The organism is Enterobacter sp. YSU, assembly GCF_016082135.1.
Taxonomy (GTDB): Bacteria; Pseudomonadota; Gammaproteobacteria; order Enterobacterales; family Enterobacteriaceae; genus Enterobacter; species Enterobacter hormaechei_C.
In genome coordinates this window covers 2,727,111-2,753,059 of record NZ_CP059487.1, presented here as the reverse complement: position 1 = coordinate 2,753,059, position 25,949 = coordinate 2,727,111, and the positions used below count along the sequence as shown (strand labels likewise).

General features: G+C 55.8%; 19 protein-coding genes and 1 tRNA gene. 9 read left to right on the top strand and 11 right to left on the bottom strand.

Annotation, left to right across the window (positions count from 1 at the left end; genetic code table 11):
• Positions 1-408: 408 nt before the first annotated feature.
• Complete coding sequence (gene syd, locus H2Z33_RS13390; RefSeq protein ID WP_063134874.1) at positions 409-954, bottom strand: SecY-interacting protein; 546 nt, start codon at positions 952-954, stop codon at positions 409-411.
• Positions 955-1,023: 69 nt separating this feature from the next.
• On the opposite strand from syd, the gene queF reads away from it, so the two are divergent.
• From queF to xni, 5 genes are all read left to right on the top strand, one after another.
• Complete coding sequence (gene queF / locus H2Z33_RS13385) at positions 1,024-1,866, top strand: NADPH-dependent 7-cyano-7-deazaguanine reductase QueF (protein WP_015571734.1); 843 nt, start codon at positions 1,024-1,026, stop codon at positions 1,864-1,866.
• Positions 1,867-1,982: 116 nt separating this feature from the next.
• Positions 1,983-3,347 (top strand): nucleotide 5'-monophosphate nucleosidase PpnN, encoded by a 1,365-nt coding sequence (gene ppnN / locus H2Z33_RS13380; RefSeq protein WP_003862748.1) that lies wholly within the window; start codon positions 1,983-1,985, stop codon positions 3,345-3,347.
• Between the two features lie 504 nt (positions 3,348-3,851).
• Positions 3,852-5,141 carry an HAAAP family serine/threonine permease gene (locus H2Z33_RS13375; RefSeq protein ID WP_003862749.1) on the top strand — a complete coding sequence of 430 codons (1,290 nt, stop codon included), beginning with the start codon at positions 3,852-3,854 and terminating at the stop codon, positions 5,139-5,141.
• Between the two features lie 62 nt (positions 5,142-5,203).
• A complete protein-coding gene (locus tag H2Z33_RS13370) occupies positions 5,204-6,571 on the top strand; it encodes an L-serine ammonia-lyase (RefSeq protein ID WP_045911285.1) in 1,368 nt (455 codons plus the stop codon).
• A 112-nt stretch (positions 6,572-6,683) separates the two neighbouring features.
• Positions 6,684-7,439, top strand: coding sequence for a flap endonuclease Xni (gene xni, locus H2Z33_RS13365; protein WP_063134873.1), 756 nt, complete (start codon positions 6,684-6,686; stop codon positions 7,437-7,439).
• A 57-nt stretch (positions 7,440-7,496) separates the two neighbouring features.
• Here the strand turns inward: xni and rlmM are convergent, their stop codons facing one another.
• The 4 genes from rlmM to H2Z33_RS13345 form a co-directional block, all read right to left on the bottom strand.
• Entirely contained in the window at positions 7,497-8,597 is a 1,101-nt protein-coding gene (rlmM, locus tag H2Z33_RS13360; RefSeq protein WP_045340018.1) for a 23S rRNA (cytidine(2498)-2'-O)-methyltransferase RlmM, read from the bottom strand.
• Positions 8,590-8,985 carry a DUF423 domain-containing protein gene (locus H2Z33_RS13355; RefSeq protein ID WP_003862756.1) on the bottom strand — a complete coding sequence of 132 codons (396 nt, stop codon included), beginning with the start codon at positions 8,983-8,985 and terminating at the stop codon, positions 8,590-8,592. The genes rlmM and H2Z33_RS13355 overlap by 8 nt, the downstream gene beginning before the upstream one ends.
• Positions 8,986-9,024: 39 nt before the next feature.
• A complete protein-coding gene (gcvA, locus tag H2Z33_RS13350; RefSeq protein ID WP_003862758.1) occupies positions 9,025-9,942 on the bottom strand; it encodes a glycine cleavage system transcriptional regulator GcvA in 918 nt (305 codons plus the stop codon).
• 350 nt (positions 9,943-10,292) lie between these two features.
• On the bottom strand, positions 10,293-10,520 hold the full coding sequence (locus H2Z33_RS13345) for a YgdI/YgdR family lipoprotein (protein WP_015571738.1): 228 nt from the start codon (positions 10,518-10,520) through the stop codon (positions 10,293-10,295).
• Between the two features lie 191 nt (positions 10,521-10,711).
• Between H2Z33_RS13345 and csdA the strand changes: the two genes are divergently transcribed.
• On the top strand, positions 10,712-11,917 hold the full coding sequence (gene csdA / locus H2Z33_RS13340; RefSeq protein ID WP_045338404.1) for a cysteine desulfurase CsdA: 1,206 nt from the start codon (positions 10,712-10,714) through the stop codon (positions 11,915-11,917).
• Positions 11,917-12,363, top strand: a complete 447-nt coding sequence (csdE, locus tag H2Z33_RS13335) for a cysteine desulfurase sulfur acceptor subunit CsdE (RefSeq protein WP_017692743.1) — start codon at positions 11,917-11,919, stop codon at positions 12,361-12,363. Before csdA ends, csdE begins: the two co-directional genes overlap by 1 nt.
• Here csdE and tcdA read toward each other — a convergent pair.
• Both tcdA and mltA read right to left on the bottom strand, forming a co-directional pair.
• On the bottom strand, positions 12,354-13,160 hold the full coding sequence (tcdA, locus tag H2Z33_RS13330) for a tRNA cyclic N6-threonylcarbamoyladenosine(37) synthase TcdA (RefSeq protein WP_006811804.1): 807 nt from the start codon (positions 13,158-13,160) through the stop codon (positions 12,354-12,356). The two genes, csdE and tcdA, sit on opposite strands and share 10 nt — an antisense overlap.
• Positions 13,161-13,235: 75 nt before the next feature.
• The gene (gene mltA, locus H2Z33_RS13325) at positions 13,236-14,333 is read right to left on the bottom strand and encodes a murein transglycosylase A (RefSeq protein WP_015571742.1); all 1,098 of its coding nucleotides are present in this window, start codon (positions 14,331-14,333) and stop codon (positions 13,236-13,238) included.
• 279 nt (positions 14,334-14,612) lie between these two features.
• On the opposite strand from mltA, the gene H2Z33_RS13320 reads away from it, so the two are divergent.
• Positions 14,613-14,689: transfer RNA gene (locus H2Z33_RS13320), tRNA-Met, on the top strand.
• A gap of 89 nt (positions 14,690-14,778) precedes the next feature.
• Here the strand turns inward: H2Z33_RS13320 and amiC are convergent.
• The gene (gene amiC, locus H2Z33_RS13315) at positions 14,779-16,032 is read right to left on the bottom strand and encodes an N-acetylmuramoyl-L-alanine amidase AmiC (RefSeq protein ID WP_063867057.1); all 1,254 of its coding nucleotides are present in this window, start codon (positions 16,030-16,032) and stop codon (positions 14,779-14,781) included.
• A 227-nt stretch (positions 16,033-16,259) separates the two neighbouring features.
• Between amiC and argA the strand changes: the two genes are divergently transcribed.
• Positions 16,260-17,591: an amino-acid N-acetyltransferase gene (gene argA, locus H2Z33_RS13310; protein WP_015571744.1), complete on the top strand. Its 1,332-nt coding sequence runs from the start codon at positions 16,260-16,262 to the stop codon at positions 17,589-17,591.
• Positions 17,592-17,624: 33 nt separating this feature from the next.
• Here argA and recD read toward each other — a convergent pair whose 3' ends face one another.
• The 3 genes from recD to ptrA are packed head-to-tail and all read right to left on the bottom strand — an operon-like array spanning position 17,625 to position 25,863.
• Positions 17,625-19,445, bottom strand: coding sequence for an exodeoxyribonuclease V subunit alpha (gene recD / locus H2Z33_RS13305; protein ID WP_063134871.1), 1,821 nt, complete (start codon positions 19,443-19,445; stop codon positions 17,625-17,627).
• Positions 19,442-22,984, bottom strand: coding sequence for an exodeoxyribonuclease V subunit beta (gene recB / locus H2Z33_RS13300; protein WP_063134870.1), 3,543 nt, complete (start codon positions 22,982-22,984; stop codon positions 19,442-19,444). The genes recD and recB overlap by 4 nt, the downstream gene beginning before the upstream one ends.
• Positions 22,981-25,863, bottom strand: coding sequence for a pitrilysin (gene ptrA, locus H2Z33_RS13295; RefSeq protein WP_063134869.1), 2,883 nt, complete (start codon positions 25,861-25,863; stop codon positions 22,981-22,983). Before ptrA ends, recB begins: the two co-directional genes overlap by 4 nt.
• Positions 25,864-25,949 lie beyond the last annotated feature (86 nt).

The following is a 25,949-nucleotide window of genomic DNA, read 5'->3' as shown; positions in this document are numbered from 1 at the left end:
TCCTGAAACGTCCTGGCCATCCTGACCCACCGACCATCCTGACCGGCTCTCGTTCTCCTTCCTGGAGGTGTCCCTTACGCATCCTGCGTGATCCACTTTGCTTCATCCTGAAGCCTTCCTGCGGCGTCATCCTGACGTGTCCCTGGTAAGAAACGCCATCATCCTGATGTTCGTTTCTCGTGTCGGCATCCTGTCGACACAGATAGAATCCGCTATTCTGCTTCGTCTTACAACCCACCTTGTAAGCAATGTAAGCCAGGCGAAACGGGGGATTTCCTTTCAGAAAAACACTAACCTGTTGAAAGAAAAGTTAATATTAATCTGAAATTCCTAAGGCAACGCTAACTGTTTCGGCGATGTCTCACAGAGCGTGTAAGAGATCTCTCACACGTCCAGTAGCATCATGGATTACAGAAGCGGCTCAATTTGGGTAAGAAAATCCGCAAGTGAAGGCGCGAGAACGTCGCGATTGCGGGTGCCGAGCGTCTCTTTGATGACCTCGCCAGACAGGTTGCAGACAGAAATGACGTCCATTTCACTGTCGAGCGTCGCAATAAAAAGAGTCGGAGAGAGCTTAAGGCGTTTTTGCGTGACCAGGTGACCAATGAGGTTTTCCTGAACGCGTTGCAGATCGTCTTCGCTCCAGGTTTGCAGCAGCGTCAACGGCTGTCCTGCAAAACATGCAGTCATATCCCCGGCAAACTGCGTGGTATAAAATGCATGAAGCGCAGGTTGTATCACAATGTCCATCGCGCGTTCAACCGCATTTACATTCTGCTCGCCCGTGAACGGTTTCGGTTGCCAAATAACGTAACCATCCTGCGAAGCGATAATGCACGGTGACGGCACGCCATATAAGTCAGTACTTTGCGGCCACGTCCCCCGCTTTTCATGCCAGGCATCGCAATAGCGGGTCGTGAAGGACGTCAGGGCATTTGCAGTTTCGATATCCACCGATTTCTCTCTTCTTGTAAGACAGGATAAACTCAGCCCATAAGTGTACCTGTAAAGTGGCTATGAAACATGTCTTACGAAAATCATCAGGCGTTAACGGGCTTAACGCTGGGTAAATCGACCGATTACCGCGACACCTACGATGCAAGCCTGTTGCAGGGCGTGCCGCGCAGTCTGAACCGCGATCCGCTCGGGCTGCACGCTGACGCGCTGCCGTTTGTCGGCGGCGACATCTGGACGCTGTACGAACTCTCCTGGCTGAATGCGCGCGGTCTGCCGCAGGTGGCCGTGGGCCACGTCGAGCTGGATTACGCCAGCGTAAACCTGGTCGAATCCAAGAGCTTTAAGCTCTATCTCAACAGCTTTAACCAGACCAAATTCAACAGCTGGGACGAGGTGCAACAGACGCTTGAACGTGATTTAAGCGCGTGCGCGCAGGGGAACGTAACCGTCTCGTTATACCGTCTGCATGAGCTGGAAGGACAGCCTGTCGCCCATTTCCACGGCACCTGCATCGACGATCAGGACATTGAGGTGGAAAGCTATGAATTTAGCACCGACTACCTGGAAAACGCGGCGGGCGGAAAAGTGGTCAACGAGACGCTGGTCAGCCATCTGCTGAAATCCAACTGCCTTATCACCCATCAGCCGGACTGGGGCTCGGTACAGATCCAGTACCGCGGCCCACAGATTGACCGTGAAAAGCTGTTGCGTTACCTGGTATCATTCCGTCATCACAACGAATTCCACGAGCAGTGCGTGGAGCGCATCTTCAACGACATCCAGCGTTTCTGCCAGCCCGAAAAGCTGAGCGTTTACGCCCGCTACACCCGTCGCGGCGGTTTGGATATCAATCCGTGGCGCACCAATACCGATTTTGTGCCTGCCACCGGACGGCTGGTGCGCCAGTAAGATAAATATTTTCACAATATGCGGGCGGTATTCCGCCCGAAGTGTTGTGAAACGTCATAAGCCAGGGCTATTGTAATCAACAGGGAAAGACGATAATCGTCCCATAAGGAGCTCACTTGATTACACATATTAGCCCGCTTGGCTCTATGGATATGTTGTCGCAGCTGGAAGTGGACATGCTTAAACGCACCGCCAGTAGCGACCTTTATCAACTGTTTCGTAACTGTTCACTTGCCGTACTGAACTCCGGAAGCCTGACCGACAACAGTAAAGAGCTGCTGTCCCGCTTCGAAAGTTTTGATATCAACGTGCTGCGCCGCGAGCGCGGGGTGAAGCTGGAAGTGATCAACCCGCCGGAAGACGCTTTTGTCGACGGGCGTATTATTCGCTCACTTCAGGCCAACCTGTTTGCCGTGCTGCGCGACATTCTGTTTGTTAACGGACAGATCAGCAACGCCGGACGTTTCCAGCATCTTGACCTGGAAAGTTCCGTTCATATCACCAACCTGGTCTTCTCCATTCTGCGTAACGCCCGCGCCCTGCACGTGGGCGAAGCGCCGAACATGGTCGTCTGCTGGGGTGGTCACTCTATTAACGAAACCGAATACCTGTATGCCCGCCGCGTGGGGACGCAGCTCGGCCTGCGCGAACTGAATATCTGTACCGGTTGCGGTCCTGGCGCGATGGAAGCACCAATGAAAGGCGCGGCAGTAGGTCACGCGCAGCAACGCTATAAAGAAGGCCGTTTTATCGGCATGACCGAGCCGTCGATCATCGCCGCTGAGCCGCCTAACCCGCTGGTTAACGAACTGATTATTATGCCGGATATCGAAAAACGTCTTGAGGCGTTTGTCCGTATCGCGCACGGCATTATTATCTTCCCGGGCGGCGTAGGTACGGCGGAAGAGCTGCTTTATCTGCTCGGGATCCTGATGAACCCGGCCAACAAAGATCAGGTTCTGCCGCTGATCCTGACCGGCCCGAAAGAGAGCGCCGACTACTTCCGCGTGCTGGACGAGTTTATCGTGCATACGCTGGGCGAAGACGCACGCCGTCACTACCGCATTATTATTGACGATGCCGCAGAAGTGGCCCGTCAGATGAAAAAAGCAATGCCGCTGGTGAAAGAGAATCGTCGTGATACCGGGGATGCCTACAGCTTTAACTGGTCCATCCGTATCGCACCGGATCTTCAGATCCCCTTCGAGCCGTCGCATGAGAACATGGCGAACCTCAAACTCTATCCGGATCAGCCGGTGGAAGTGCTGGCTGCCGACCTGCGTCGCGCCTTCTCTGGCATCGTGGCGGGGAACGTGAAAGAGGTGGGGATACGCGCAATTGAAGAGTTTGGCCCGTATAAGATCCACGGTGATCCGGAGATGATGCGCCGCATGGATGATATGTTGCAGGGCTTTGTCGCTCAGCACCGCATGAAGCTTCCAGGCTCTGCCTATATTCCGTGTTACGAAATCATCAAGTAAAGCGACATTCCTCTCCTCTCAAGCCGGATCGTCATCCGGCTTTTTTATTCGTGTTGCAATTCATAGCGATCTTCAATGTTATTAACAAATCTGACGTCTGCGCAAACGATTACCTCGTTTTTGAAACCATAAATAATCAGCCTTAATCGAAATTACCCGCCAGAAAATCCTAAAATCCCATTTCTTTACAGCGAAAGACACCTATCTCGCGGGTCGACCTTTTCGAAAACATGTCGTTAATGGTAGCCTTCGCGCCCGTAAATTCTCTTTGATGTTTTTTTAACAGATAAATGGTCTAAATATACCCACATCACAAGTGGATTATTGCATTTGGGATCGCGATCACTGATAGATTCATAACTAGAATGTATCTTTCCGCCCGCCAATAGTTACGGGCAAAAATTATTAAAAAACCGTCACTGAACGAATTTCATATTACCGTCAGGCGCTTTTTCATCGGATTTGACTAAAAACCTGACAATTTGCTTCCTCCAGGAGATACAGATGGAAACCACTCAAACCAGCACCGTTGCTTCGATTGAATCCCGAAGCGGTTGGCGCAAAACGGATACCATGTGGATGCTTGGCCTGTACGGCACAGCAATCGGCGCTGGTGTACTGTTCCTTCCTATCAACGCAGGTGTCGGCGGTATGATCCCGCTGATCATCATGGCTCTCATCGCCTTCCCGATGACCTTCTTTGCGCACCGAGGCCTGACCCGCTTCGTGCTGTCCGGTAAAAACCCGGGCGAAGATATCACTGAAGTCGTTGAAGAACACTTCGGCGTCGGCGCAGGTAAGCTGATTACCCTGCTCTACTTCTTCGCGATTTACCCGATTCTGCTGGTGTACAGCGTTGCTATCACCAACACCGTAGAAAGCTTTATGATGCACCAGCTTCAGATGACCCCGCCGCCGCGTGCGATTCTGTCCCTGATCCTGATCGTTGGTATGATGACCATCGTGCGCTTCGGCGAGCAGATGATTGTGAAAGCGATGAGCGTGCTGGTGTTCCCGTTTGTTGCGGCTCTGATGGTGCTGGCTCTGTACCTGATCCCACAGTGGAACGGCGCTGCGCTGGAAACCCTGTCTCTGAGCAGCGCATCCACGACCGGCAACGGTCTGCTGCTGACCCTGTGGCTGGCGATCCCGGTGATGGTGTTCTCCTTCAACCACTCGCCAATCATCTCTTCCTTCGCAGTAGCGAAGCGTGAAGAGTACGGCAATGGCGCAGAGAAGAAGTGCTCCAGCATCCTGGCTCGCGCGCACATCATGATGGTACTGACCGTAATGTTCTTCGTGTTCAGCTGCGTGCTGAGCCTCTCCCCGGCGGATCTGGCGGCGGCGAAAGAGCAGAACATCTCTATTCTGTCTTACCTGGCAAACCACTTTAACGCACCGCTGATTGCGTGGATGGCGCCGATCATCGCAATTATCGCCATCACCAAATCCTTCCTGGGCCACTACCTGGGCGCACGTGAAGGCTTCAACGGCATGGTGATTAAATCTCTGCGTGGTAAAGGCAAGACCATTGAAATCAACCGTCTGAACAAAATCACTGCGCTGTTCATGCTGGTGACCACCTGGGCGGTAGCCACCCTGAACCCAAGCATTCTGGGCATGATTGAAACCCTGGGCGGCCCGATTATCGCGATGATCCTGTTCCTTATGCCGATGTACGCGATTCAGAAAGTGCCTGCGATGCGTAAATACAGCGGCCATATCAGCAACGTGTTCGTTGTTGTGATGGGCCTGATTGCCATCTCCGCTATTTTCTACTCGCTGTTCAGCTAATACCTCCTGCGCCGTCTGCGGACGGCGCACTTCTCCCCTCTGACTGAAGCAATGGACGCATCATGATTAGCGTATTCGATATCTTCAAAATCGGTATTGGTCCTTCCAGCTCTCACACCGTCGGACCAATGAAAGCCGGTAAACAATTCACGGATGACTTGATTGCACGCGGCATTTTGCACGACATCACCCGCGTGGTTGTCGATGTATATGGTTCCCTTTCCCTGACCGGTAAAGGCCACCATACCGATATTGCCATTATCATGGGGCTGGCGGGTAATCTGCCGGATACCGTTGATATTGATGCAATACCTGGCTTTATCCAGGACGTGAACACCCACGGTCGTTTGCTGCTGGCGAACGGCGAGCATGAGGTTGAATTCCCGGTTGATCACTGCATGAATTTCCATGCGGATAACCTGTCGCTGCACGAGAATGGCATGCGCATTACCGCGCTGGCCGGCGACAAAGCGGTTTACAGCCAGACGTATTACTCCATCGGCGGCGGGTTTATCGTCGACGAGGAGCATTTTGGTCAAAGCACCAATTCTGCCGTTGATGTGCCGTACCCTTACAAAAACGCGGCCGACTTACAGCGTCACTGCCAGGAGACAGGGCTTTCTCTCTCCGGCCTGATGATGAAAAACGAGCTGGCCCTGCACAGCAAAGAGGAGCTGGAACAGCACTTCGCTAACGTCTGGGAAGTGATGCGCAGCGGCATTGAGCGCGGGATCACCACCGAAGGCGTGCTGCCGGGTAAACTGCGTGTTCCGCGTCGTGCGGCTGCGCTGCGCCGCATGCTGGTCAGCACCGACAAAACCACCACCGACCCGATGGCCGTCGTCGACTGGATCAACATGTTCGCGCTGGCGGTGAACGAAGAGAACGCCGCGGGTGGCCGCGTCGTCACCGCGCCAACCAACGGGGCGTGCGGAATTGTTCCGGCGGTTCTGGCGTATTACGACAAGTTTATCCGTGAAGTGAATGCAAACTCACTCGCGCGGTATATGCTGGTCGCCAGTGCGATTGGCTCACTGTACAAGATGAACGCCTCGATTTCCGGCGCGGAAGTGGGCTGTCAGGGTGAAGTGGGCGTCGCCTGCTCTATGGCGGCGGCGGGTCTGGCCGAACTACTGGGCGCAAGTCCTGCGCAGGTTTGTATTGCGGCGGAAATCGGCATGGAACATAACCTGGGGCTGACCTGCGATCCGGTCGGCGGACAGGTCCAGGTGCCATGCATCGAGCGTAACGCCATCGCCTCTGTGAAAGCGGTGAACGCGGCCCGTATGGCGCTGCGTCGTACCAGCGAACCGCGCGTCTGCCTCGACAAGGTTATCGAAACCATGTACGAAACCGGTAAAGATATGAACGCCAAATACCGCGAAACTTCCCGCGGTGGCCTGGCGATGAAGATCGTCACCTGCGATTAAGCCTCTCAGGAAGCCTCGTTTTGCGAGGCTTCTTCCTGTTTTCCCCACCATTCATAGTTTCATGCTGCGCTCAGTGTTACCCTTCACCCATTAGACAGAAGGGAGATTATCTGTGGCCGTTCATTTGCTTATCGTCGATGCACTTAACCTGATTCGCCGTATTCATGCAGTACAGGGCACCCCCTGCAAGGACACCTGTTTACACGCGCTGGAGCAGCTCATTCGCCATAGCGAACCCACCCACGCTGTTGCCGTATTCGACGATGAAGCACGCAATACCGGCTGGCGGCACCAGCGCCTGCCGGACTACAAAGCCGGACGTGCGCCGATGCCGGACGATCTGCACGCAGAAATGCCCGCTATCCGCGCGGCCTTTGAGCAGCGCGGCGTTCCGTGCTGGGGCGCCCACGGTAATGAGGCTGACGATTTAGCCGCAACGCTGGCGGTTAAAGTCGCGAGCGCCGGGCATCAGGCGACTATCGTTTCAACCGACAAAGGCTACTGCCAGCTGCTCTCACCAACGATCCGCATCCGGGACTACTTTCAAAAACGCTGGCTGGACGCGCCATTCATTGCCAGCGAGTTTGGCGTATCGCCTGAGCAACTGCCGGATTACTGGGGGCTGGCGGGGATCAGCAGCTCTAAGGTGCCGGGTGTCGCCGGTATTGGACCCAAAAGCGCCGCACTGCTGCTGACGGAGTTTCAGAGTCTGGAAGGAATTTACGCCAGGCTTGATGAAGTGCCGGAAAAATGGCGCAAAAAGCTGGAGGCGCATAAAGAGATGGCGTTTATCTGCCGGGAGGTGGCGACGCTACAGACGGATTTACAGCTGGACGGGAATTTACAGCAGTTAAGGTTAGAACGTTAAAACAACTACACGATTTTGTAGGCCCGGTAAGCGCAGCGCCACCGGGCGTTACAAACGTTATCGCTCGTCGCGACGCCCACCCACTGCCGCCCACCAGCGACGGATATGGACCGTCACTTCTTCGCGGTCGTGATAAAGCTGACGCGCCTGGATTTCTGCGTTAATCCCGTGTTCGTCCAGCTGCTGCTGAATATAGGCCAGGTTCTGCGACACCTCTTCGTAGCGCTTTTTCATCGGCAGCTTGAGGTTGAAAATCGTCTCACGACACCAGCCGTTCACCAGCCAGGAGGCCATCAGCGCCGCGACTTTCGCCGGTTTTTCTACCATGTCGCACACCATCCAGGAGATGTTGTTGCGGTTCGGGCGATAGCGGAAGCCGTCCTCACGCAGCCAGGTGACCTGCCCGGTATCCATCAGGCTTTGCGCCATCGGGCCGTTATCCACAGACGAAACCCACATATTGCGTTTCACCAGCTGATAGGTCCAGCCGCCCGGGCACGCGCCAAGGTCGATGGCATACATGCCGTTTGCCAGACGTTCGTCCCACTCGTCCGCCGGGATAAAGACGTGAAACGCCTCTTCCAGCTTCAGGGTTGAACGGCTCGGCGCATCTGCCGGGAAGCGCAGACGCGGGATCCCCATAAAGAACGGCGAATTATTGGTGGTATACGAGTAGCCGGCGTAGCAACATCCTGGCGCAATAAAGAAGATATGCACGACCGGGCGCTTTGGCGTTTCGTAGTTTGTCAGCACACCCGCATCACGCAGCGCCGCGCGCAGCGGCACGGTGAACTTACGGCAGAACTTCATCAGCTCTTTGCTTTCGTTGGTGTCGGCCACTTCCACGCGCAAATCGCCGCCCTTCTCCACCACACCCTGCAACAGGCCAACAATCGGCGTGATGCGATCTTCCGGCGGAAGATCTTTCAGCAGTTCGCCCGCGACAAACATCTGACGGGCGAAAATCAATGAGCTGAACGGCAGTTCGCGCGCCAGCTTGTCGGCATCATCAGGCTGATAGCATTCAAATACCACATAGCCCGCGTTCTCTTTGACGCGAGCGAATCCGAAGACTTCACGCTTCGCCGCTTTATCGGTGATTTCCGCGGCGCACTCTTTCTCAAACCCCGGGCGACAATATAAAACAACCTTATTCATGAACAACGCCCTTGCGTTTCAGACGGATAGCTCCGATAAACATTAACACCCAACCCGCCAGGAAGCTGACGCCGCCGACAGGTGTAACAAACGCCCACAGGCGTAAATGCGACAGCGCCAGACAGTAAAGACTGCCGCTGAACAGTACGGTACCCAGCGCCAGAAAGACGCTGCTCCAGTAAAACCAGATGCTGATGCGGCGCTGCATCGCCACCGCCAGCCCAAAAATTGCCAGCGTGTGGAACGCCTGATATTCAAGGCCGGTCTGGATCCAACCCATCTCTACAACGCCCAGAGATTTGCTTAAGACATGCGCGCCAAACGCACCCAGAGCTACAAAAATAAAGCCACTCACCGCGGCGAAAATCAGCATGAATCGGCTGGTCATGTTTAAGTCCTGAATTGATGCGTGCCCGGCACACAAACGTTATTGTTCATACCTGAAGCGGAATTTTTCTTGCTCGCTTGCCGCTTTCGCCAGTATCCACTGCCGGAAAGCGGCTATTTTACCCAGTTCTGCCTGACTGTCATGACAAACCAGATAAAATGCATTCTTGCTGACCAGTACATCGTTAAATGGGCAAACCAGACGGCCTGCCTCAATTTCGGACTGCGCCATAACGTTGTTTGCCAACGCCACGCCCTGCCCGTGAATGGCAGCCTGTAGCACCATCGCGCTGTGGCTAAAAATGGGCCCCTGCTGCACGTTTATATGATTAAGACCTAACTGGCGGGTATAAGTTTGCCAGTCGCGACGCGAAGCATCGTGCAAAAGCGTATGTTGCGCCAGATCGGCGGGCGTTTTGAGCGCTTTATCCCCCGTCAGCAGCAGCGGTGAACAGACCGGCAACAGATATTCTGCGTATAATTTTTCCACACGCAAGCCCGGCCAGTTACCGCGACCGTAAAAAATCGCCACGTCCACATCATCTGCCAGCTTGTCTTCCTGACGGTCCACCGCCTGGATTCGGACATCGATTCCCGGATAAGTTGAGTTAAAGCTTGAGAGTCGCGGCACCAGCCACTGAATGGCAAAACTGGGCAATAAACTCACAGTCAGAGCGCCTTTTGCGCTCCGGGCCTGAAGCTTGCGAGTGGCTTCCGTCAGCTGGGAAAAAATCTCTTTAATATCCTGAAAATAGCTCTGCCCCTCTTCGGTCAACAACAACGAACGGTTGCGTCGACGGAACAGCTTAAGCCCCAGAAAATCCTCCAGAGACTTGATTTGATGACTTACTGCGGCCTGTGTCACAAAAAGCTCATCGGCTGCGCGGGTGAAGCTGAGGTGGCGTGCTGCTGCATCAAAAACACGTAATGCATTTAGGGGTGGCAATCGCTTGGACATGGTTATCTGGCTTAGATGTTAACGAGATTTAACATATAGGAAACAACGTTTAACCTATTAGTTTTTTTTATCTGAGCCATTATAATTTGTCCGTTGAGGAACTACCAGCAAATACCTATAGTGGCGGCACTTCCTGAGCCGGAACGAAAAGCTTTTTTTGGAATGCGTGTTCTGAAGGGCTTTTGGCTTACGGTTGTGATGTTGTGTTGTTGTGTTTGCAATTGGTCTGCGATTCAGACCACGGTAGCAACGCTACCAATTTTTCACTTCCTGTACATTTACCCTGTCTGTCCATAGTGATTAATGTAGCACCGCCAACTTGCGGTGCTTTTTTTTCGCTTATCTAACTGTTAATGCTCGATTTCCTTCATCTCTTTCACGTCACTGCGGTTGATCTGCTGTTTGTTCCCGTTAGCATCTTTGTAAGAAATCATCCCGGTATCATTATCGGTTGTCGGTTTCCCTTCAGAGACGATAGATCGACCATCGTTGGTATGCATTACGTAGTTATTACCAGAACAGGCGCTCAGGGCAAAGGTCAACGCACAGGCAGAAATGATTGCAGCTGTCTTTTTCATGATTATCTCCTTTAGCAATTAATGCTATTCAAACCTCGATTTATAACAGGCTAAAACATCCGCCTAACACTATTTAGCATAACCTGCTTTTTCAGACTCGCCAGGATAAGCAGACAAATCTGATAGATATCAACTTCCTTGCCCTGCCGATGAATTTGCGCGACGATCGTAGAATCGATATGAGGAATTCCATGAACGCTTTCAGTCCTGCGCAGTTTCGCGCACAGTTTCCTGCGCTGGCCGATGCCGGCATTTATCTTGATAGCGCCGCCACGGCCCTTAAACCGCAGGCGGTGATTGAGGCAACCCGCCAGTTTTACAGCCTGAGCGCCGGGAACGTGCACCGCAGCCAGTATGCCGATGCGCAGCGCTTAACGGCGCAATACGAAGCCGCACGGGATCAGGTCGCGCGCCTGATCAATGCTGACAGCGGTAAGAACATCGTCTGGACGCGGGGCACCACCGAGGCCATTAACATGGTGGCGCAATGTTACGCGCGTCCGCTGTTGCAGCCCGGGGATGAGATCATCGTCAGCGAGGCGGAACACCACGCCAACCTGGTACCCTGGCTGATGGTGGCCGAACAAACCGGGGCACGGGTTGTAAAGCTCCCGTTGGGTGCGGACTTCCTGCCTGACGTGGCGCGTCTGCCTGAGCTGATTACTCCGCGCAGCCGTATTCTGGCGCTGGGGCAGATGTCCAACGTCACCGGCGGCTGCCCGGATCTGGCGCGTGCCATTGAGATTGCCCATGCCAGCGGCGTGGTGGTGATGGTCGACGGTGCGCAGGGTGTGGTGCATTTTCCGGCTGACGTTCAGGCGCTGGATATCGACTTCTATGCCTTCTCAGGACACAAATTGTACGGGCCAACCGGTATCGGCGCGCTGTACGGCAAACCTGAACTGCTGGCCCGGATGACGCCGTGGCTCGGCGGCGGCAAGATGATTACCGAAGTCACCTTCGACGGTTTTAAAACGCAGGATGTACCCTACCGCCTGGAAGCCGGTACCCCAAACGTGGCCGGGGTTATCGGCCTGAGCGCGGCGCTCGAATGGCTGGCAGAAACGGACGTGGTTCAGGCTGAAAGCTGGAGCCGGGGTCTGGCGACGCTGGCGGAAGAAGAACTGAAAAAACGTCCGGGTTTTCGCTCGTTCCGCGTCCAGGACTCCAGCCTGCTCGCCTTTGATTTCGCGGGCGTGCACCATAGCGACATGGTGACGTTGCTTGCCGGATATGGCATTGCCCTGCGTGCCGGACAGCACTGCGCCCAGCCGCTGCTGGCGGCCATTGGCGTAAGCGGTACCCTGCGCGCCTCGTTTGCACCGTACAATACAAAAAGCGACGTCGATGCGCTGGTTTCCGCCGTCGACCGCGCCCTGGAATTACTGGTGGATTAATGACAAGTTCAGCTTTAGCCGGACACCCGTTCGGCACCGTTATTACTGAAGAGACGTTAAAACAGACCTTCGTCCCGCTCACGCAGTGGGAAGATAAATATCGTCAGCTGATCCTGCTGGGTAAACAGTTGCCCACGCTGTCAGACGAGCTGAAATCACAGGCGAAGGAGATCGCAGGCTGCGAGAACCGCGTCTGGCTTGGGTTTAGCGTATCCGGTGAGAAACTGCATTTCTTCGGCGACAGCGAGGGACGCATTGTTCGCGGTCTGCTGGCGGTGCTGTTGACCGCAATCGAAGGGAAAAGCGCCGCAGAGCTGCTGGCGCATTCTCCGCTGGCGCTGTTTGATGAGCTGGGACTTCGCGCGCAGCTTAGCGCCTCGCGCGGTCAGGGACTGATTGCGCTAAACGACGCGGTGCTGGATGCCGCCCGTGAGGCTCAGGCCTGACGTTCCGCCTTCGCCATCATCTTCTTCAGGGCGTGAGAGACCGCCACAAAGCCGAAGGAGGCGGTCACCATGGTGGCCGCTCCAAACCCTGAGGCACAATCCATCCGCTTTGGCCCTTCCGCCGTGCTTTTCATTGCACAGACCGAACCATCCGCCTGCGGATAAACCAGCGCTTCTGTCGAGAACACACAGTCCACGCCCAGCTTGCCTTTGCTATTTTTCACCACGTTGAAGTCGCTTTTTAAGCGCTCGCGCAGCTTAGCGGCCAGCGGATCCTGAATGGTCTTCGCCAGATCCGCCACCTGGATCTGCGTCGGATCAATTTGTCCACCCGCGCCGCCCGTTGTCACCAGCGGCACCTTGTAACGACGACAGTAAGCGATCAGCGCCGCTTTTGGCCGCACGCTGTCGATGGCATCAATCACATAGCTGTAGCCTTTGCTCATGTACTCCGCGACGTTATCTGCCGTCACAAAGTCGTCGATCACCGTCACCCTACACTCCGGGTTGATGAGACGAATACGCTCCGCCATCACCTCGGACTTCGCCAGACCGACGTTATCACGCAGGGCGTGGATCTGACGGTTAGTGTTAGTGACGCAGACGTCATCCATATCAATCAACGTAATTGCGCCAATGCCGGTTCTCGCCAGCGCTTCTGCCGCCCACGAACCCACACCACCAATGCCTACCACGCAGACATGCGCATCCGCGAACAGTTGCAGGGCTTTTTCACCATATAACCGTGCCGTGCCGCCGAAACGCTGGCGCCAGGCATCGCTGATTACCACAGACATAAAACCTCAGATGTAAAAAGGGTGAGGTATTCCTCACCCTGAACCGTAATCCGTCTTGCCCTCAGAATACCACAATCAGCCGCTGAATACGTTTCCGGTACCCGGCGCTGCCTTCAGCACCCACACGCGTCCGTAGTGGTTATACCAGCCTGCACGATGGCCGGCATCCGGGCCGATGCCCTGATAAATGTCGAAGTGCTGGCCTTTGATCGCCCCACCCACGTCCAGCGCCACCATCAGGCGTAATTCATACTTGCCGTTGAATTTGCCGTTGTTGTCGAGGAGTGGAACTTCCGCCAGCAGCGTAGTACCTGCCGGGATAATCGAACGATCCGATGCCACAGAAGCGCGGCCAATCAGCGGGACGGCGCTCGCCCCTTTCACCGGCGCAAAGTTCTGCGGTTTGAAGAAGACAAACGATGGGTTCTGCTCAAGCAGCTCACGCACTTCCGCTTCGCTGTGTTTTTCGCCCCACTCGCGGATCGCCTGCATCGACATATCTTCTCGTTTCACTTCGCCACGGTCGATGAGCACCTTACCGATGCTGCGATAGGCATGGCCATTTTTCCCGGCGTAGCTAAAGAAGTTCAGCGGCGAGCCGTCGCCAAAATCAATATAGCCGCTGCCCTGCACGTCCATAATGAAGTTGTCCATCAGGGAGTTGCTGTAGGCCAGCACGTAATTTTCGCTCAGCGCGCCAGCGTAGATCTCGGCGCGGGACGGCAGACGACCGCGTTTCGGCGGCATACGGTAAATGGGATACTGGAACTCGCCCTGGCGTGTGTGTCGCGCCTGGACAACCGGGGTGTAGTAACCGGTGAACTGGACGTTACCGTAGTTATCCGCCCCCTCCATCTGCCAGGCATCGATACCAAACTGGCGCATATTGCGGGTATCACCGCCTGCACGCAGCCAGTCCTGGACGGCGCTATAGACATTGTTCTGCGAACCGTATAAACGCGGAGAAGCAGTGCGGATCTGGTAGACCTGCTCGGAGAAGTCTCCGGCATTGATCGGAGCGCCCACGGCGTCTGGCTGGTTAACTAAAGAGAAAGGCTGGGATAACTTCCCGTCTTTATACTGTTGACCGCGATCGGTCGGTTTGGAAGAGCAGGCCGCAAGAATCGCCACCATTGCGCCTGTCATCAGATACTTCGCCCAACGTCCTTTCATTATATCTCGTCTTTTAGTTGCCCAATTCCGCGAGATGAAGATAACAAACCCACCGTGTTAATGAAATGCAATCACCTTCCCTTTGGCAAATTCTGCACAAAAAATAGTCCAAAGTGGCTTTTGCCGTTCATTTTGCATACAAAATAATGAATTATGTGAAAAAGGGGTTGCATCACAAACCTATCCGAGTATAGTGCGCTTCCACGGACGCGGGGTGGAGCAGCCTGGTAGCTCGTCGGGCTCATAACCCGAAGGTCGTCGGTTCAAATCCGGCCCCCGCGCGGGGTGGAGCAGCCTGGTAGCTCGTCGGGCTCATAACCCGAAGGTCGTCGGTTCAAATCCGGCCCCCGCAACCAACACTTCTTAAAACAATAAACACCCTGAAGGGTGTTTTTTTGTATCTGGCGTTTGTGAAAATGCCGGGCATGATACCCGGCTTAATGCCCTACCCCCGCCGCGCCAGCGTTTCCCCGTCTGAGAAGTAGGCCCGGATCCCCGCCAGAATCGACTCCGCCACTTCCTGCTGGAATTTAGCCGTCTTGAGCTTACGTTCCTCTTCCACGTTACTGATAAACGCGGTTTCGACCAGAATGGATGGAATATCTGGCGCTTTCAGGACCGCAAATCCGGCCTGCTCGACGCTGTTTTTGTGCAGCTTGTTGACCCGGCCCAGCTTGCCCAGCACCGCTTTACCAAACTTCAGGCTGTCGGTAATGGTCAGCGACTGCACCATATCAAACATCGTATGGTCGACGTAACGGTCGCCACTTTTGCTCACGCCACCAATTAAATCCGAGGCGTTCTGCGTGTCCGCCAGGTATCTCGCGGCGGTACTGGTCGCCCCTTTCGTTGACAGGGCAAACACTGAAGATCCGCTCGGCTGGCGGCTGGTGAAGGCATCCGCGTGAATAGAGACAAACAGATCCGCGCGCTGCTTTTGCGCTTTTGCCACGCGGACCTTCAGCGGGATAAAGACATCTTCGTTGCGCGTCATGTAGGCGCGCATATTGCCCTCTTTGTCGATCAAGGCCTTCAGACGACGGGCAATTTGCAGCACCACATCTTTTTCGCGGGTGCGATATTTCCCGACGGCGCCGGAATCTTCTCCGCCGTGGCCAGGATCGAGCATGATCACAATCGGGCGATCGCGCCCCGCCTTGCCCGGCTGTGGGCCACTTTGCGCTGGCGGAACCTGGCTGTCGAGATCGCCTTTGTTGTAATCCTCAAGTAATGCCAGAAGCGGATCCTGAATATCCGTCGCATTCGCCGGATAGAGATCCATCACCAGACGCTCCTTAAAGGCGGCTACAGGCGCAAGGGCAAAGAGCTGAGGTTTCACGTTCTGCTTCAGCTCAAACACCATGCGCACGGTTTGCGGATCGAACTGCCCGACGCGCGCCGATTTGATAAACGGATCGTCGCCACGGATCTGAGCTGCCATGCCTTTAAGCACGGAGTTGAGGTTCACACCTTCGAGATCAACCACCACACGTTCAGGATTGCTGAGGGCAAATTGCTTGTATTTCAGCACGCGATTGGACTCGACCGTCACGCGCGTATAGGTCGACGACGGCCAGACGCGCACCGCGACTACCAGGCTTGTGGCGGCAAGACCCACCTGGCTGACGCTAAGCAACCACATCGCCCCGGCCCCTTTTAACAGGCGGCGGCGGCTTATTGCTGAATTGGATCCCGACATGCTTCTCCCGAGCAAGAAATCTGATTGATGAACAAAACGCCCAAATTGACCGAAAACTTTAACGAATGACGCATAAACTGTCATCTATAAAAGGGTAAACAATCATACGTTAACGCACGGATTACTTATTATTTTCTGTGGGTCGCAGAAAATTTAGGCTTGCACACGCGGCCACAATCGAATAAAAATACAGAAATTACGAATAAACATTCACTAAGGGTTGTGTCATGGTTAAGGAACGCAGAACCGAACTGGTCCAGGGATTCCGCCATTCTGTTCCCTATATCAACACCCATCGGGGAAAAACGTTTGTCATCATGCTTGGCGGCGAAGCCATTGAGCATGAAAACTTTTCCAGCATCGTCAATGATATCGGCCTGCTGCACAGCCTCGGCATCCGTCTGGTGGTGGTGTATGGCGCACGTCCGCAAATTGAAGCCAACCTGGCCGCCCATCACCATGAGCCGATCTACCACAAACACACGCGCGTGACGGATGCGAAAACCCTCGAGCTGGTCAAACAGGCGGCGGGTCTGTTGCAGCTCGATATCACCGCCCGCCTGTCGATGAGCCTGAACAATACGCCGTTGCAGGGCGCGCACATCAACGTGGTGAGCGGCAACTTTATCATCGCTCAGCCGCTCGGCGTGGACGATGGCGTGGACTACTGCCACAGCGGCCGCATCCGCCGTATTGATGAAGAAGCCATTCACCGCCAGTTAGACAATGGCGCGATCGTTCTGATGGGCCCTGTTGCCGTCTCCGTAACGGGTGAAAGTTTTAATCTGACCTCAGAAGAGATTGCCACCCAGTTGGCCATCAAGCTGAAAGCGGAAAAAATGATCGGCTTTTGCTCCTCACAGGGTGTCGTGAACGATGAGGGCGTGATTGTGCCAGAACTTTTTCCGAATGAAGCCCAGGCGCGCGTCGAAGCGCTGGAAGCAGAAGGCGATTACTATTCCGGTACCGTGCGTTTTCTGCGCGGCGCCGTTAAAGCGTGCCGTAGCGGGGTGCGCCGCAGCCACCTGATCAGCTATCAGGAAGACGGCGCGCTGTTGCAGGAGCTGTTCTCCCGTGACGGGATCGGTACGCAGATCGTCATGGAGAGCGCCGAGCAGATCCGCCGTGCCACCATCAACGATATCGGCGGCATTCTGGAGCTGATCCGTCCGCTGGAACAACAGGGCATTCTGGTTCGCCGATCCCGCGAGCAGCTGGAGATGGAGATCGACAAGTTCACCATCATTCAGCGGGATAACCTGACCATTGCCTGTGCGGCGCTTTATCCGTTCCCGGAAGAGCAGATTGGCGAAATGGCGTGCGTCGCCGTGCATCCTGATTACCGTAGCTCCTCACGGGGGGAGCTGCTGCTTGAACGCGTGGCGGCACAGGCGCGCCAGATGGGTCTGAGCAAGCTGTTCGTGCTTACCACGCGCAGCATTCACTGGTTCCAGGAGCGCGGCTTCACGCCGGTGGATATTGATTCCCTGCCGGAAAGTAAGAAAGAGATGTACAACTACCAGCGCCGCTCGAAGGTGTTAATGGCGGACCTGGGATAACAGTCACCCTCTCCTGCTGGAGAGGGCGTTCACTCAGACAGATTCAAATATCGCGCTTAATCCGCTTCTGCGCTCGGTACGAGTGGCAATCGCCTGACTCAACATGCGCTCATCCGCATACAGTGAAAGACGCTGGCGCGCACGGGTAATGGCGGTGTAGACCAGCTCGCGGGTCACAACCGGCGACAGCTGTGTCGGCAGGATCAGCGCCGCATGGTTGAACTCGGAGCCCTGAGATTTATGTACCGTCATCGCCCATGCCGTTTCATGCTCTGGCAGGCGGCTGGGCTGGACGGACTTCACGCTACCGTCCGGTAGCTGGAACCAGACGCGCAGACCGTTGCCGCGATCGAGCGCAATGCCGATATCCCCGTTGAACAGCCCCAGCGCACTGTCGTTGCGGGAGATCATCACTGGCCGGCCCTCATACCATCGCGAATGCAGCTGACGGTTAATTTTGCGCTTCTGCACCAGCAACTGCTCCAGCCTGTCGTTCAGGCCCGCGACGCCAAACGGCCCTTCCCGCAATGCGCACAGAAGCTGGTATTCGCCAAATGCGGCGATGACCTGCCCGGGCTGACTGCGCTGCTGCACGCAACTCAGAAAATGCTGGTATCCCTGGAGAGCCTCCTCAAGCATAGCCTGATACTCTTCCCCGCTTTGCAGCGATTTCTTTTCAATGTCAGTGAAGGAACCGTCAAACACCGTGCGCGTGGCGTGCCTGTCGCCACGGTTGACCGCCGCAGCCAGCTGGCCGATGCCGGAGTCGCTACCGAAACGGTAGCTTTTTTGCAGCAGGCACAGGCTGTCACGCAGTGCGCCCGCGATCGGCGTGTGATCGGGTTCAAGCGAGCAACCGGTCAGACGGGCGAGCTCCTGCGCCCGCGCGGCGGTATAACCGTAACTGGCGTAGGTACAGATATCTCCCAGCACCGCCCCGGCTTCTACAGAGGCGAGCTGATCGCGATCGCCCAGGAAAACCACGCGCGCATGGGGTGGTAGCGCATCGATCAGGCGCGACATCATGGTCAGGTCGATCATGGAGGCTTCATCCACCACCAGCACGTCCAGATGCAGCGGATTGCCCGCATGGTAGCGCAGCCGCTGGCTACCCGGCTGCGCGCCGAGCAGACGGTGCAGAGTACTTGCTTCACCCGGGAAAAGCGCAAGCTGCTCCTGGGTGAGCGGCAGCCGTTGCATCGCACCGCCCAGTGATTCGGTCAGACGCGCCGCGGCCTTCCCGGTGGGCGCCGCCAGACGAATACGGCATCGCTGCTCGCCTGAAAGCTGTATCAGGGCTGCCAGCAGCTTTGCGACGGTCGTTGTTTTCCCGGTTCCCGGGCCGCCGGATATCACCGAGATCCGCCGCGTCAGGGCGACGGCTGCCGCCACTTTCTGCCAGTCTGTGGCCTCACCGGAGTCAAACAGCCTGTCCAGCGTCTGGCGAAGCTGTGCTTCGTCGCAGGGAAGCGGCGCATTGGTCTCACTAAAGAAACGCGCTACCGTCAGTTCGTTTCGCCACAGGCGGTTCAGGTATAAGCGCTCCCCCGTCAGGATCAGCGGTGCCTGGTTGTCTCCCGGCCCGACGGCTGACGATTCACGCAAGATTTTCTGCCAGTCCACCTTATCTCCCAGCAGCGCAAAGCAGGACTGGAGGACAGGCGGCATTTTCTCGTCAACCACCAGACGCGAGAGCGGCAGACACACATGCCCCTCTCCGGCATCTTTACTCAACAGGGCAGCGGCAAGCATCACGGCGGGCTGGTCAGCGGCAATCATCATGGCAAACTGCACGTCCAGCTGACGCAGCACGCGTTGCTCTACCGCATCCAGCAATAAGTCCTGCATCGTCATGCCATCTCCTCCGTGTTTGCTGCAAACAGGTTATCCATTTTATTAATCAATTCCGCATCCGGACGAGTGCTGAAGATCCCGGAGCGCGGATCGGCAGCATCAACCCCGCGCAGGAACAGATAGATGACACCGCCAAAATGATCGTCGTAGCGATAATCCGCAATACGGTGGCGCAAATAGCGGTGCAGCGCCAGGGTATAGAGCTGATATTGCAGATCGTAGCGATGCATTTGCATGGCTGCCGCCATCGCCTGCTGGGTATAGGCTTCGCTGTTCTCGCCCAGCCAGTTCGATTTGTAATCCAGCAGGTAGTACCGTCCTTCGTGACGGAAGACCAGGTCGATAAACCCTTTCAGCATGCCCTGCACCTGACGGAAGTTCAGCGGCGGGCAACCGGCTGACAGCGGATCGTACTGACGGATGAGCGCATCGAGCGCGTCGGCCTTAAGCGGGCCTGCGACGGGCAGATAAAACTCCATCTCAACCTGCTTATTTTTGGCCGTTAACTGGCGAAGAGAGAAGCCCTGCGTCGTCAGCGGCGCCTGCAAAATGGCGTTGATCCAGTCAGTGAGAACGGGCTGCCAGTGCGCGTCATAGCCTCCGCTCTGCAACATCTTCAGCACCCACTCCTGACTGACAGGCTGGGTGAAATCAAGCTCTTCAAAGAGGCTGTGCAAAAAGGTGCCCGGCGACGCGCCGCGTGGAAACTGATGTGGAGTTAACGTCGGTTCAACCGGAACATCGCCCACCCCTGCGGCATCCACGTCCAGCTTCGGCATGAGATCCTGCGCAATACTTTGCCCGTGCTGTTGCAGGCCAGAATAGCTGGTGACGCGCCAGTCGTCGGCAAGCACCCGTGTGATCTGGCGCGCGTTAAGATCGGTCGCGGGCTCTTGCGCCATTTCCCAGCGGCTGTTGTCTGGCAGAGAAGGGATATGCAGGGCGATATCGTCTCCGCAAAGCGACTCAATACAGAGGCGCAACCCCGCCGCATCTTTCGGCTCACCACGCTGAACAAGCCGCCCTAAGGCGCTTAAATGGAAATCGCTCTCCCCTGTTTTCTCCCCGCGACGGCGGAAAACCGGCGCGACGCCCAGGCTGCAATGCCAGACAGAACGGGTCAGCGCCACGTAAAGCAGGCGCAAATCCTCCGCCAGACGCTCCGCTTCCGCCAGCTCAACGCTGGTTTCCGCCTTGCTGAGATCGAGCACCGCATCGAAAGTCTCGCGGTCATGATAATAGGCCTGATCCTGAACGCGGTAGTTGGCGATAAAGGGCAGCCAGACCAGCGGATACTCGAGACCTTTCGATTTGTGAATGGTGACGATTTGCACCAGATGCTTATCGCTCTCAAGACGCATCTGCTGGCTTGCGGCGTTACTGTTTGGATCCGCGATTTGCTGCGCCAGCCAGCGCACGAGGGCATGTTCACTTTCAAGCTGGGTGCCGGCTTCCTGCAACAGTTCGCTGATGTGTAAAATATCGGTAAGACGCCTTTCACCGCCCGATGACGCCAGCATATTTTCGGCAATCTGGCGCCGCGTCATCAATTCGCGCAGCATCGCCATGACGCCGCGTTTTTGCCAGCGTTCACGGTAATGGACAAACTCTTCCACCACCGCATCCCATGCGTTTTCGTCATGGTTGAGCTCATCTATATCGCGCGCGTTCAACCCCAGCATAGAGCAGGCCAGCGCGCTTCGAAGCGTATTTTCGCGCTCCGGGGCCAGCACCGCCTGAAGCAGCCAGAGCATTTCCTGGGCTTCCAGCGTGTCGAACACGCTGTCGCGGTTAGAGAGATACACTGACGGAATATCCAGCAGCGTTAGCGCATCGCGGATTAGCGCCGCTTCCTGACGACTGCGCACCAGCACGGTAATATCAGAGGCTTTAACAGGATTCGCCTGTTCCCCCTTCCACAGCAGCGCCTCGCCGCGCGCGCCTGCGCTCAGCCAGTCACGGATTTGCGCGGCGCAGTGCTGGGCCATCGCCGCCTGATAGTCGGCAACCCCATAGCCTTCCCCTTCCAGCAGCCAGAAGGTCATGGCGGGTTGTACCGCGCTACTGACTTCGAAGCGCAGGGATGCGTTTTTTGGGGCGGATTTCACCGGCAGGAAAGGGATTTCATTGAACATGAACGCCGTCTCCATACGGCTGAACAGCGCATTGACGCTCTCAACCATCCCCGGCGCGGAACGCCAGTTAGTTTCTAACGTGTAATGCGCGACAACCTCACTACGGGCTTTCATATAGGTGAAGATATCTGCCCCACGGAAGGCGTAAATCGCCTGTTTAGGGTCGCCTATCAACAACAGGGCAGTGTCGGGCTGCTGTCGCCAGATGCGGCGAAAAATGCGGTACTGCTGAGGGTCGGTGTCCTGAAATTCGTCAATCATCGCCACAGGAAAACGGGTACGGATCGCGCTGGCGAGCGCTTCACTATTCTCGCTGGACAGCGCCTCGTCCAGGCGGCTCAGCATGTCATCAAACCCCAGCTCGCCCCGGCGACGTTTTTCGCGCGCGACGGCCTGGCGGATCTCCGTCATAGCGCGGGTGATCATCAGGTCATTGAGCGTTAATGGCTCCGCAAGCAGCGCATCAATCGCCACAAACAGGGAATGCTCAGGCACAATGCCGTCGGCTTTGGTTCGCTCGGTCAAAAAGCGCTGCGAAAATTTTTCCAGCGCGTCCGGAAGCTGGTAGCCCCGCGTCTCCTCCTGGGCCCAGACGCTGATCTTTTCGATCCACTTCCCCTGGTTCCCACGGTTGAACTTGCGTCTGTCGATGCCTGAGTTTTCGATGATTGCATCAATTTCACCAACCGACTCATTCCACTTATGCTTAAGCGCCGCAATTTTGGCGACGATCTTTTCATGGCGCGAGGCCAGCGTTTCATCGGCAGGCGGCGGAGATTTAATGACCGGCGCTTCGCCTTGCAGGTAACGGTCGATGGCGCGAAGAAGCTCTTCCGGACCTTTCCACAGGGCGTGAACCGCTTCGGCAATGTCGCGCTGCAATGGATAACAGTGACGACGCCAGAAATCCGCACAGGCCTGATAGCGAAGCTCGGATTCATCTTCAATAAGCTGCTGCTCAAAGAGCATGCCGGATTCAAACGCATTCAGGCTTAACATGCGCTGACAAAAACCGTGAATGGTGAAGACGGACGCTTCATCCATTTGCCGCTCGGCCAGCAGCAGCCATTGCGCAGCCTGTTGCTTGTCCGCAATCTCGTCCAGCAGGCTCGCGTAGAGGGGGTTATCCGTCGTCTGACGCAAACAGGCGATGCGCAGCTCATGAATGTTGCTGCGAATACGGCCACGCAGCTCGGCAGTGGCCGCTTCGGTGAAGGTTACCACCAGCAGCTCTTCCACGCTTAACGGGCGCGAAAAAGCGGCGTTGCCGCCGAGCCCCAACAGCAGACGCAGATAGAGCGCGGCGATGGTATAGGTTTTTCCCGTTCCCGCTGAGGCTTCAATCAGTCGCTCACCCTGTAGAGGTAAACTTAGGGAATCAAGCGGCTCAGCGGTATGGGTCATTCTTTCTTACTCCAGGGCATAGTTTGTTGCAGCGCGCTGACGCTCTTCCAGACGGTCCACTCTTTTGATTTTACGTAGTCCGTTTTCCCGTTCTGGCTGCCAGAAACCTGAGACAGGATGGCCATACCCTGCGGTTTTACTACCGCCTGATGGAAGAAATCGGCAACCTTTTGTGGCGTCAGCTGTTTTATTTCGGCCACTATTTTATCACGCGAATCAAATTTCATATTACCGCGATCAAAATCTTTGCTCAGCTGCGAGGCCTCTTCACCCAGCGTCTGCGGCGGCTGCATCACCTGGGCGATAACCGCCTGCTGGATCTGGGCAAACTCTTCCGGCTTCATGGCGCGCAGTTTTGCTTCCGCCTGCGGGAAGAACGCCTGATAACGCTGCCACAGGTAAGCGGGTTGCTTGTCGCTGCTTTGCAGAAGGAAGCCCAGCCCCCACTGACGGCCCACATTCATAGAGAAAGCGAATACCGCATAGCCCAGCTGCTCCTCGGTGCGCAGCTGGTTGTAAAACCACGGCTGAATAATTTGACCGAGAACAGCACTCTGGGCAGAGCTGGTAAATTCGTCATAACCGACAGGGACAAACACCGCGGCCAGCGCGGAATCCGTGCTGCTTCCCGCTTTTTCGAAGATCACGTTCTGCTTTTTCTCTACCAGCACATCCTGGTTACGGCACCACTCATCGCCTTTTGAACCCAGTTGCGCACGGACGTTTTGCGCCAGCGTTTTAGCCTGATCTTCGCTCATATTCCCTACAACCAGGAACTCCGGACGGGTATTGGTTTTCAGCGCATCACGGTAAGCCAGCACCTCTTTTAAGGTGACTGAGGGCAATAACGCGCGGCGATCTTCGCGCTGGAAGTACGGAATTTGCGACAGCATCTGTGCTGGCATAATCGCCTGATCGTAGGCTTTACCCTTCTCGGCAGAATCCATCATCTGGGCATACCAGGACTTAGCCTGCTCGAGCTGTTCTTCCGTAGGCGTATAGCTGAAATAACCGTCCAGCAGCGCCTGGAACAGCTGCGGCAAACGCTGGGTATAGCCGTTGGCATTCACCATCAGGCCGTTATTGGCATTGGTGGAGAAACTGATACCACCAACGGCAGCCTGGTTGCTGAGCTGATCGAGAGCAATACCGGCCAGATAATCGTTAAGCGCAAACAGCACCTGGTTTCTGGCGCTGTCCATTGCTTTGGGGTTACGCAGCACCACGCTAACATCCGCTTTTGGCTCGTCGGCGAAATAGCGGCTTGGGGTGTAGACCACGCGCAGCGTCGGCTCATCAACAATCAGCTCCGGGTGCGGATACGCCTTTGCGGGTTTGATCAGCGAGAAATTGTCCGGGATGTAGGGGTTAAGTTCCGGTAACGCCAGCGCAATTTCCCCCGCCTTTTTCTGCCAGCCCACGAAGGTCTGTTCGCTGATTTTTTCAACCTGATACGGGGCATCAACGAAGTAGGCCATTTTGTTATGCGGTTCGTTCGGGCTGATATACCAGACGCGGGCATTCTGCGGAGTCATCATCGCCAGTCGCGCTTTGAGCGCTCCGGCGTCATACTGGTCGGCAATATTTACCGCATCCAGCGTATGTTCCACCGGCACGCGGATCATGGTATCTGCCAGCCACTCAACGTAGTCCATATCACGCGTGATAGAGGGATAGCGGAAATCGAGATCCAGCACGTGCGCCAGCTCGTCAAAGTAGCGTTTATCGACGCCTTTATCGCGCAGCAGAGAGAGGTAACTGAAAATGGCCGCAACGACGTCGTCCCGGTGAGCCAGCCCTTTATCGGTCAGCGTCGCGGAGATGGCCAGCACGCCGCTATTCCCATTTACAACGGGATCGGAGTCAGCGCGAATACCTTCCACCAGCCCCTGCTTTTGCAGCCAGTCAGAGAGCGTACCCGGGCTGCGGTTGCCGATAAGATACGTCACCAGCTCGTCGGTTTTGCTGCGGAACTGCGCCGTGTTGTTATCAATACGGAATTCAACGCGTAACACCTTGCGCGGCAAGGCCGGCACATAGTGAATAACAATGCCTTTTTGCGCGTCCGTGACAACCGGCACGTTAATCTGCGGCAGATCGATATTTTTATTTGGCACCCTGCCGTAGGTCTGCGCGGCCATGTTTGCCAGCGTCGGCAACGGTTTATTGCTGTAGATAACCGCTTTCATCAGATTGGCGGAATAGTATTTTTCACGAAACGCATGCAGCGCATCGAGCACCGGGCTACCGGGCTTGTCGCTCAGCGTTTCAAGGTTGCCGCCTGAGAAGCGCGAACCCGGGTGCGCCGGATTGATGGTTTCAGCGCTAACCTGCGCCATGCGCATACCGTCTCGCGTGCGCGCCATCGTCAGTTCGGCGTTCACGGCATTACGTTCACGGTCAGCGTATTTTTTATCCAGCAGCGGTGCGGCGATGGCATCCGCCAGACGGTCCACCGCCCCATCAAGCGCATCATTTTCCACTTCCAGGTAAAACGCGGTGCGATACGGCGCGGTACTGGCGTTGTGGCTGCCGCCATGCATTTTCAGAAATTCGGACAGGCTGTCAGGCTGTGGGTATTTTTTAGAGCCCATCAGCGTCATGTGCTCAAGGTAGTGCGCCAGTCCAGGATGGGCGTCAGGATCTTCCAGCGAACCCACCGGCACAACCAGCGCGGAGAGCGATTTCACCGCCTGAGGATCGGAAACCAGCAGCACGGTCATCCCGTTATCAAGACGAATCGCCTGATACTCACGGGTGTCCTTATCGCTCTTACGGATTGTTTCCTTGACTGGTTGCCAACCGGAATCGGCCTGAGTGACGGGAGCCCAAAGGGCGACAAACAAAACAAACGCTTTGAACAAGGTGCTGCCTGGCATTACGACCTCTTTATCACGGCTACATCATTAACAACGTGCGTGCTGGACACGCCAGCATCTCTTTCTTTGGGTACATCAGTCCGTGA

Excerpts from the sequence above, each read along its gene's own strand:
- csdA (WP_045338404.1), top strand. The coding sequence starts at position 10,712 with ATGAACGCTTTCAGTCCTGCGCAGTTTCGCGCACAGTTTCCTGCGCTG.
- argA (WP_015571744.1), top strand. The coding sequence starts at position 16,260 with ATGGTTAAGGAACGCAGAACCGAACTGGTCCAGGGATTCCGCCATTCT.
- H2Z33_RS13370 (WP_045911285.1), top strand. The coding sequence starts at position 5,204 with ATGATTAGCGTATTCGATATCTTCAAAATCGGTATTGGTCCTTCCAGC.
- H2Z33_RS13355 (WP_003862756.1), bottom strand. The coding sequence starts at position 8,985 with ATGACCAGCCGATTCATGCTGATTTTCGCCGCGGTGAGTGGCTTTATT.
- rlmM (WP_045340018.1), bottom strand. The coding sequence starts at position 8,597 with ATGAATAAGGTTGTTTTATATTGTCGCCCGGGGTTTGAGAAAGAGTGC.
- gcvA (WP_003862758.1), bottom strand. The coding sequence starts at position 9,942 with ATGTCCAAGCGATTGCCACCCCTAAATGCATTACGTGTTTTTGATGCA.
- csdE (WP_017692743.1), top strand. The coding sequence starts at position 11,917 with ATGACAAGTTCAGCTTTAGCCGGACACCCGTTCGGCACCGTTATTACT.
- mltA (WP_015571742.1), bottom strand. The coding sequence starts at position 14,333 with ATGAAAGGACGTTGGGCGAAGTATCTGATGACAGGCGCAATGGTGGCG.
- recB (WP_063134870.1), bottom strand. The coding sequence starts at position 22,984 with ATGACCCATACCGCTGAGCCGCTTGATTCCCTAAGTTTACCTCTACAG.
- recD (WP_063134871.1), bottom strand. The coding sequence starts at position 19,445 with ATGACGATGCAGGACTTATTGCTGGATGCGGTAGAGCAACGCGTGCTG.
- ptrA (WP_063134869.1), bottom strand. The coding sequence starts at position 25,863 with ATGCCAGGCAGCACCTTGTTCAAAGCGTTTGTTTTGTTTGTCGCCCTT.
- H2Z33_RS13375 (WP_003862749.1), top strand. The coding sequence starts at position 3,852 with ATGGAAACCACTCAAACCAGCACCGTTGCTTCGATTGAATCCCGAAGC.
- queF (WP_015571734.1), top strand. The coding sequence starts at position 1,024 with ATGTCTTACGAAAATCATCAGGCGTTAACGGGCTTAACGCTGGGTAAA.
- tcdA (WP_006811804.1), bottom strand. The coding sequence starts at position 13,160 with ATGTCTGTGGTAATCAGCGATGCCTGGCGCCAGCGTTTCGGCGGCACG.
- H2Z33_RS13345 (WP_015571738.1), bottom strand. The coding sequence starts at position 10,520 with ATGAAAAAGACAGCTGCAATCATTTCTGCCTGTGCGTTGACCTTTGCC.
- amiC (WP_063867057.1), bottom strand. The coding sequence starts at position 16,032 with ATGTCGGGATCCAATTCAGCAATAAGCCGCCGCCGCCTGTTAAAAGGG.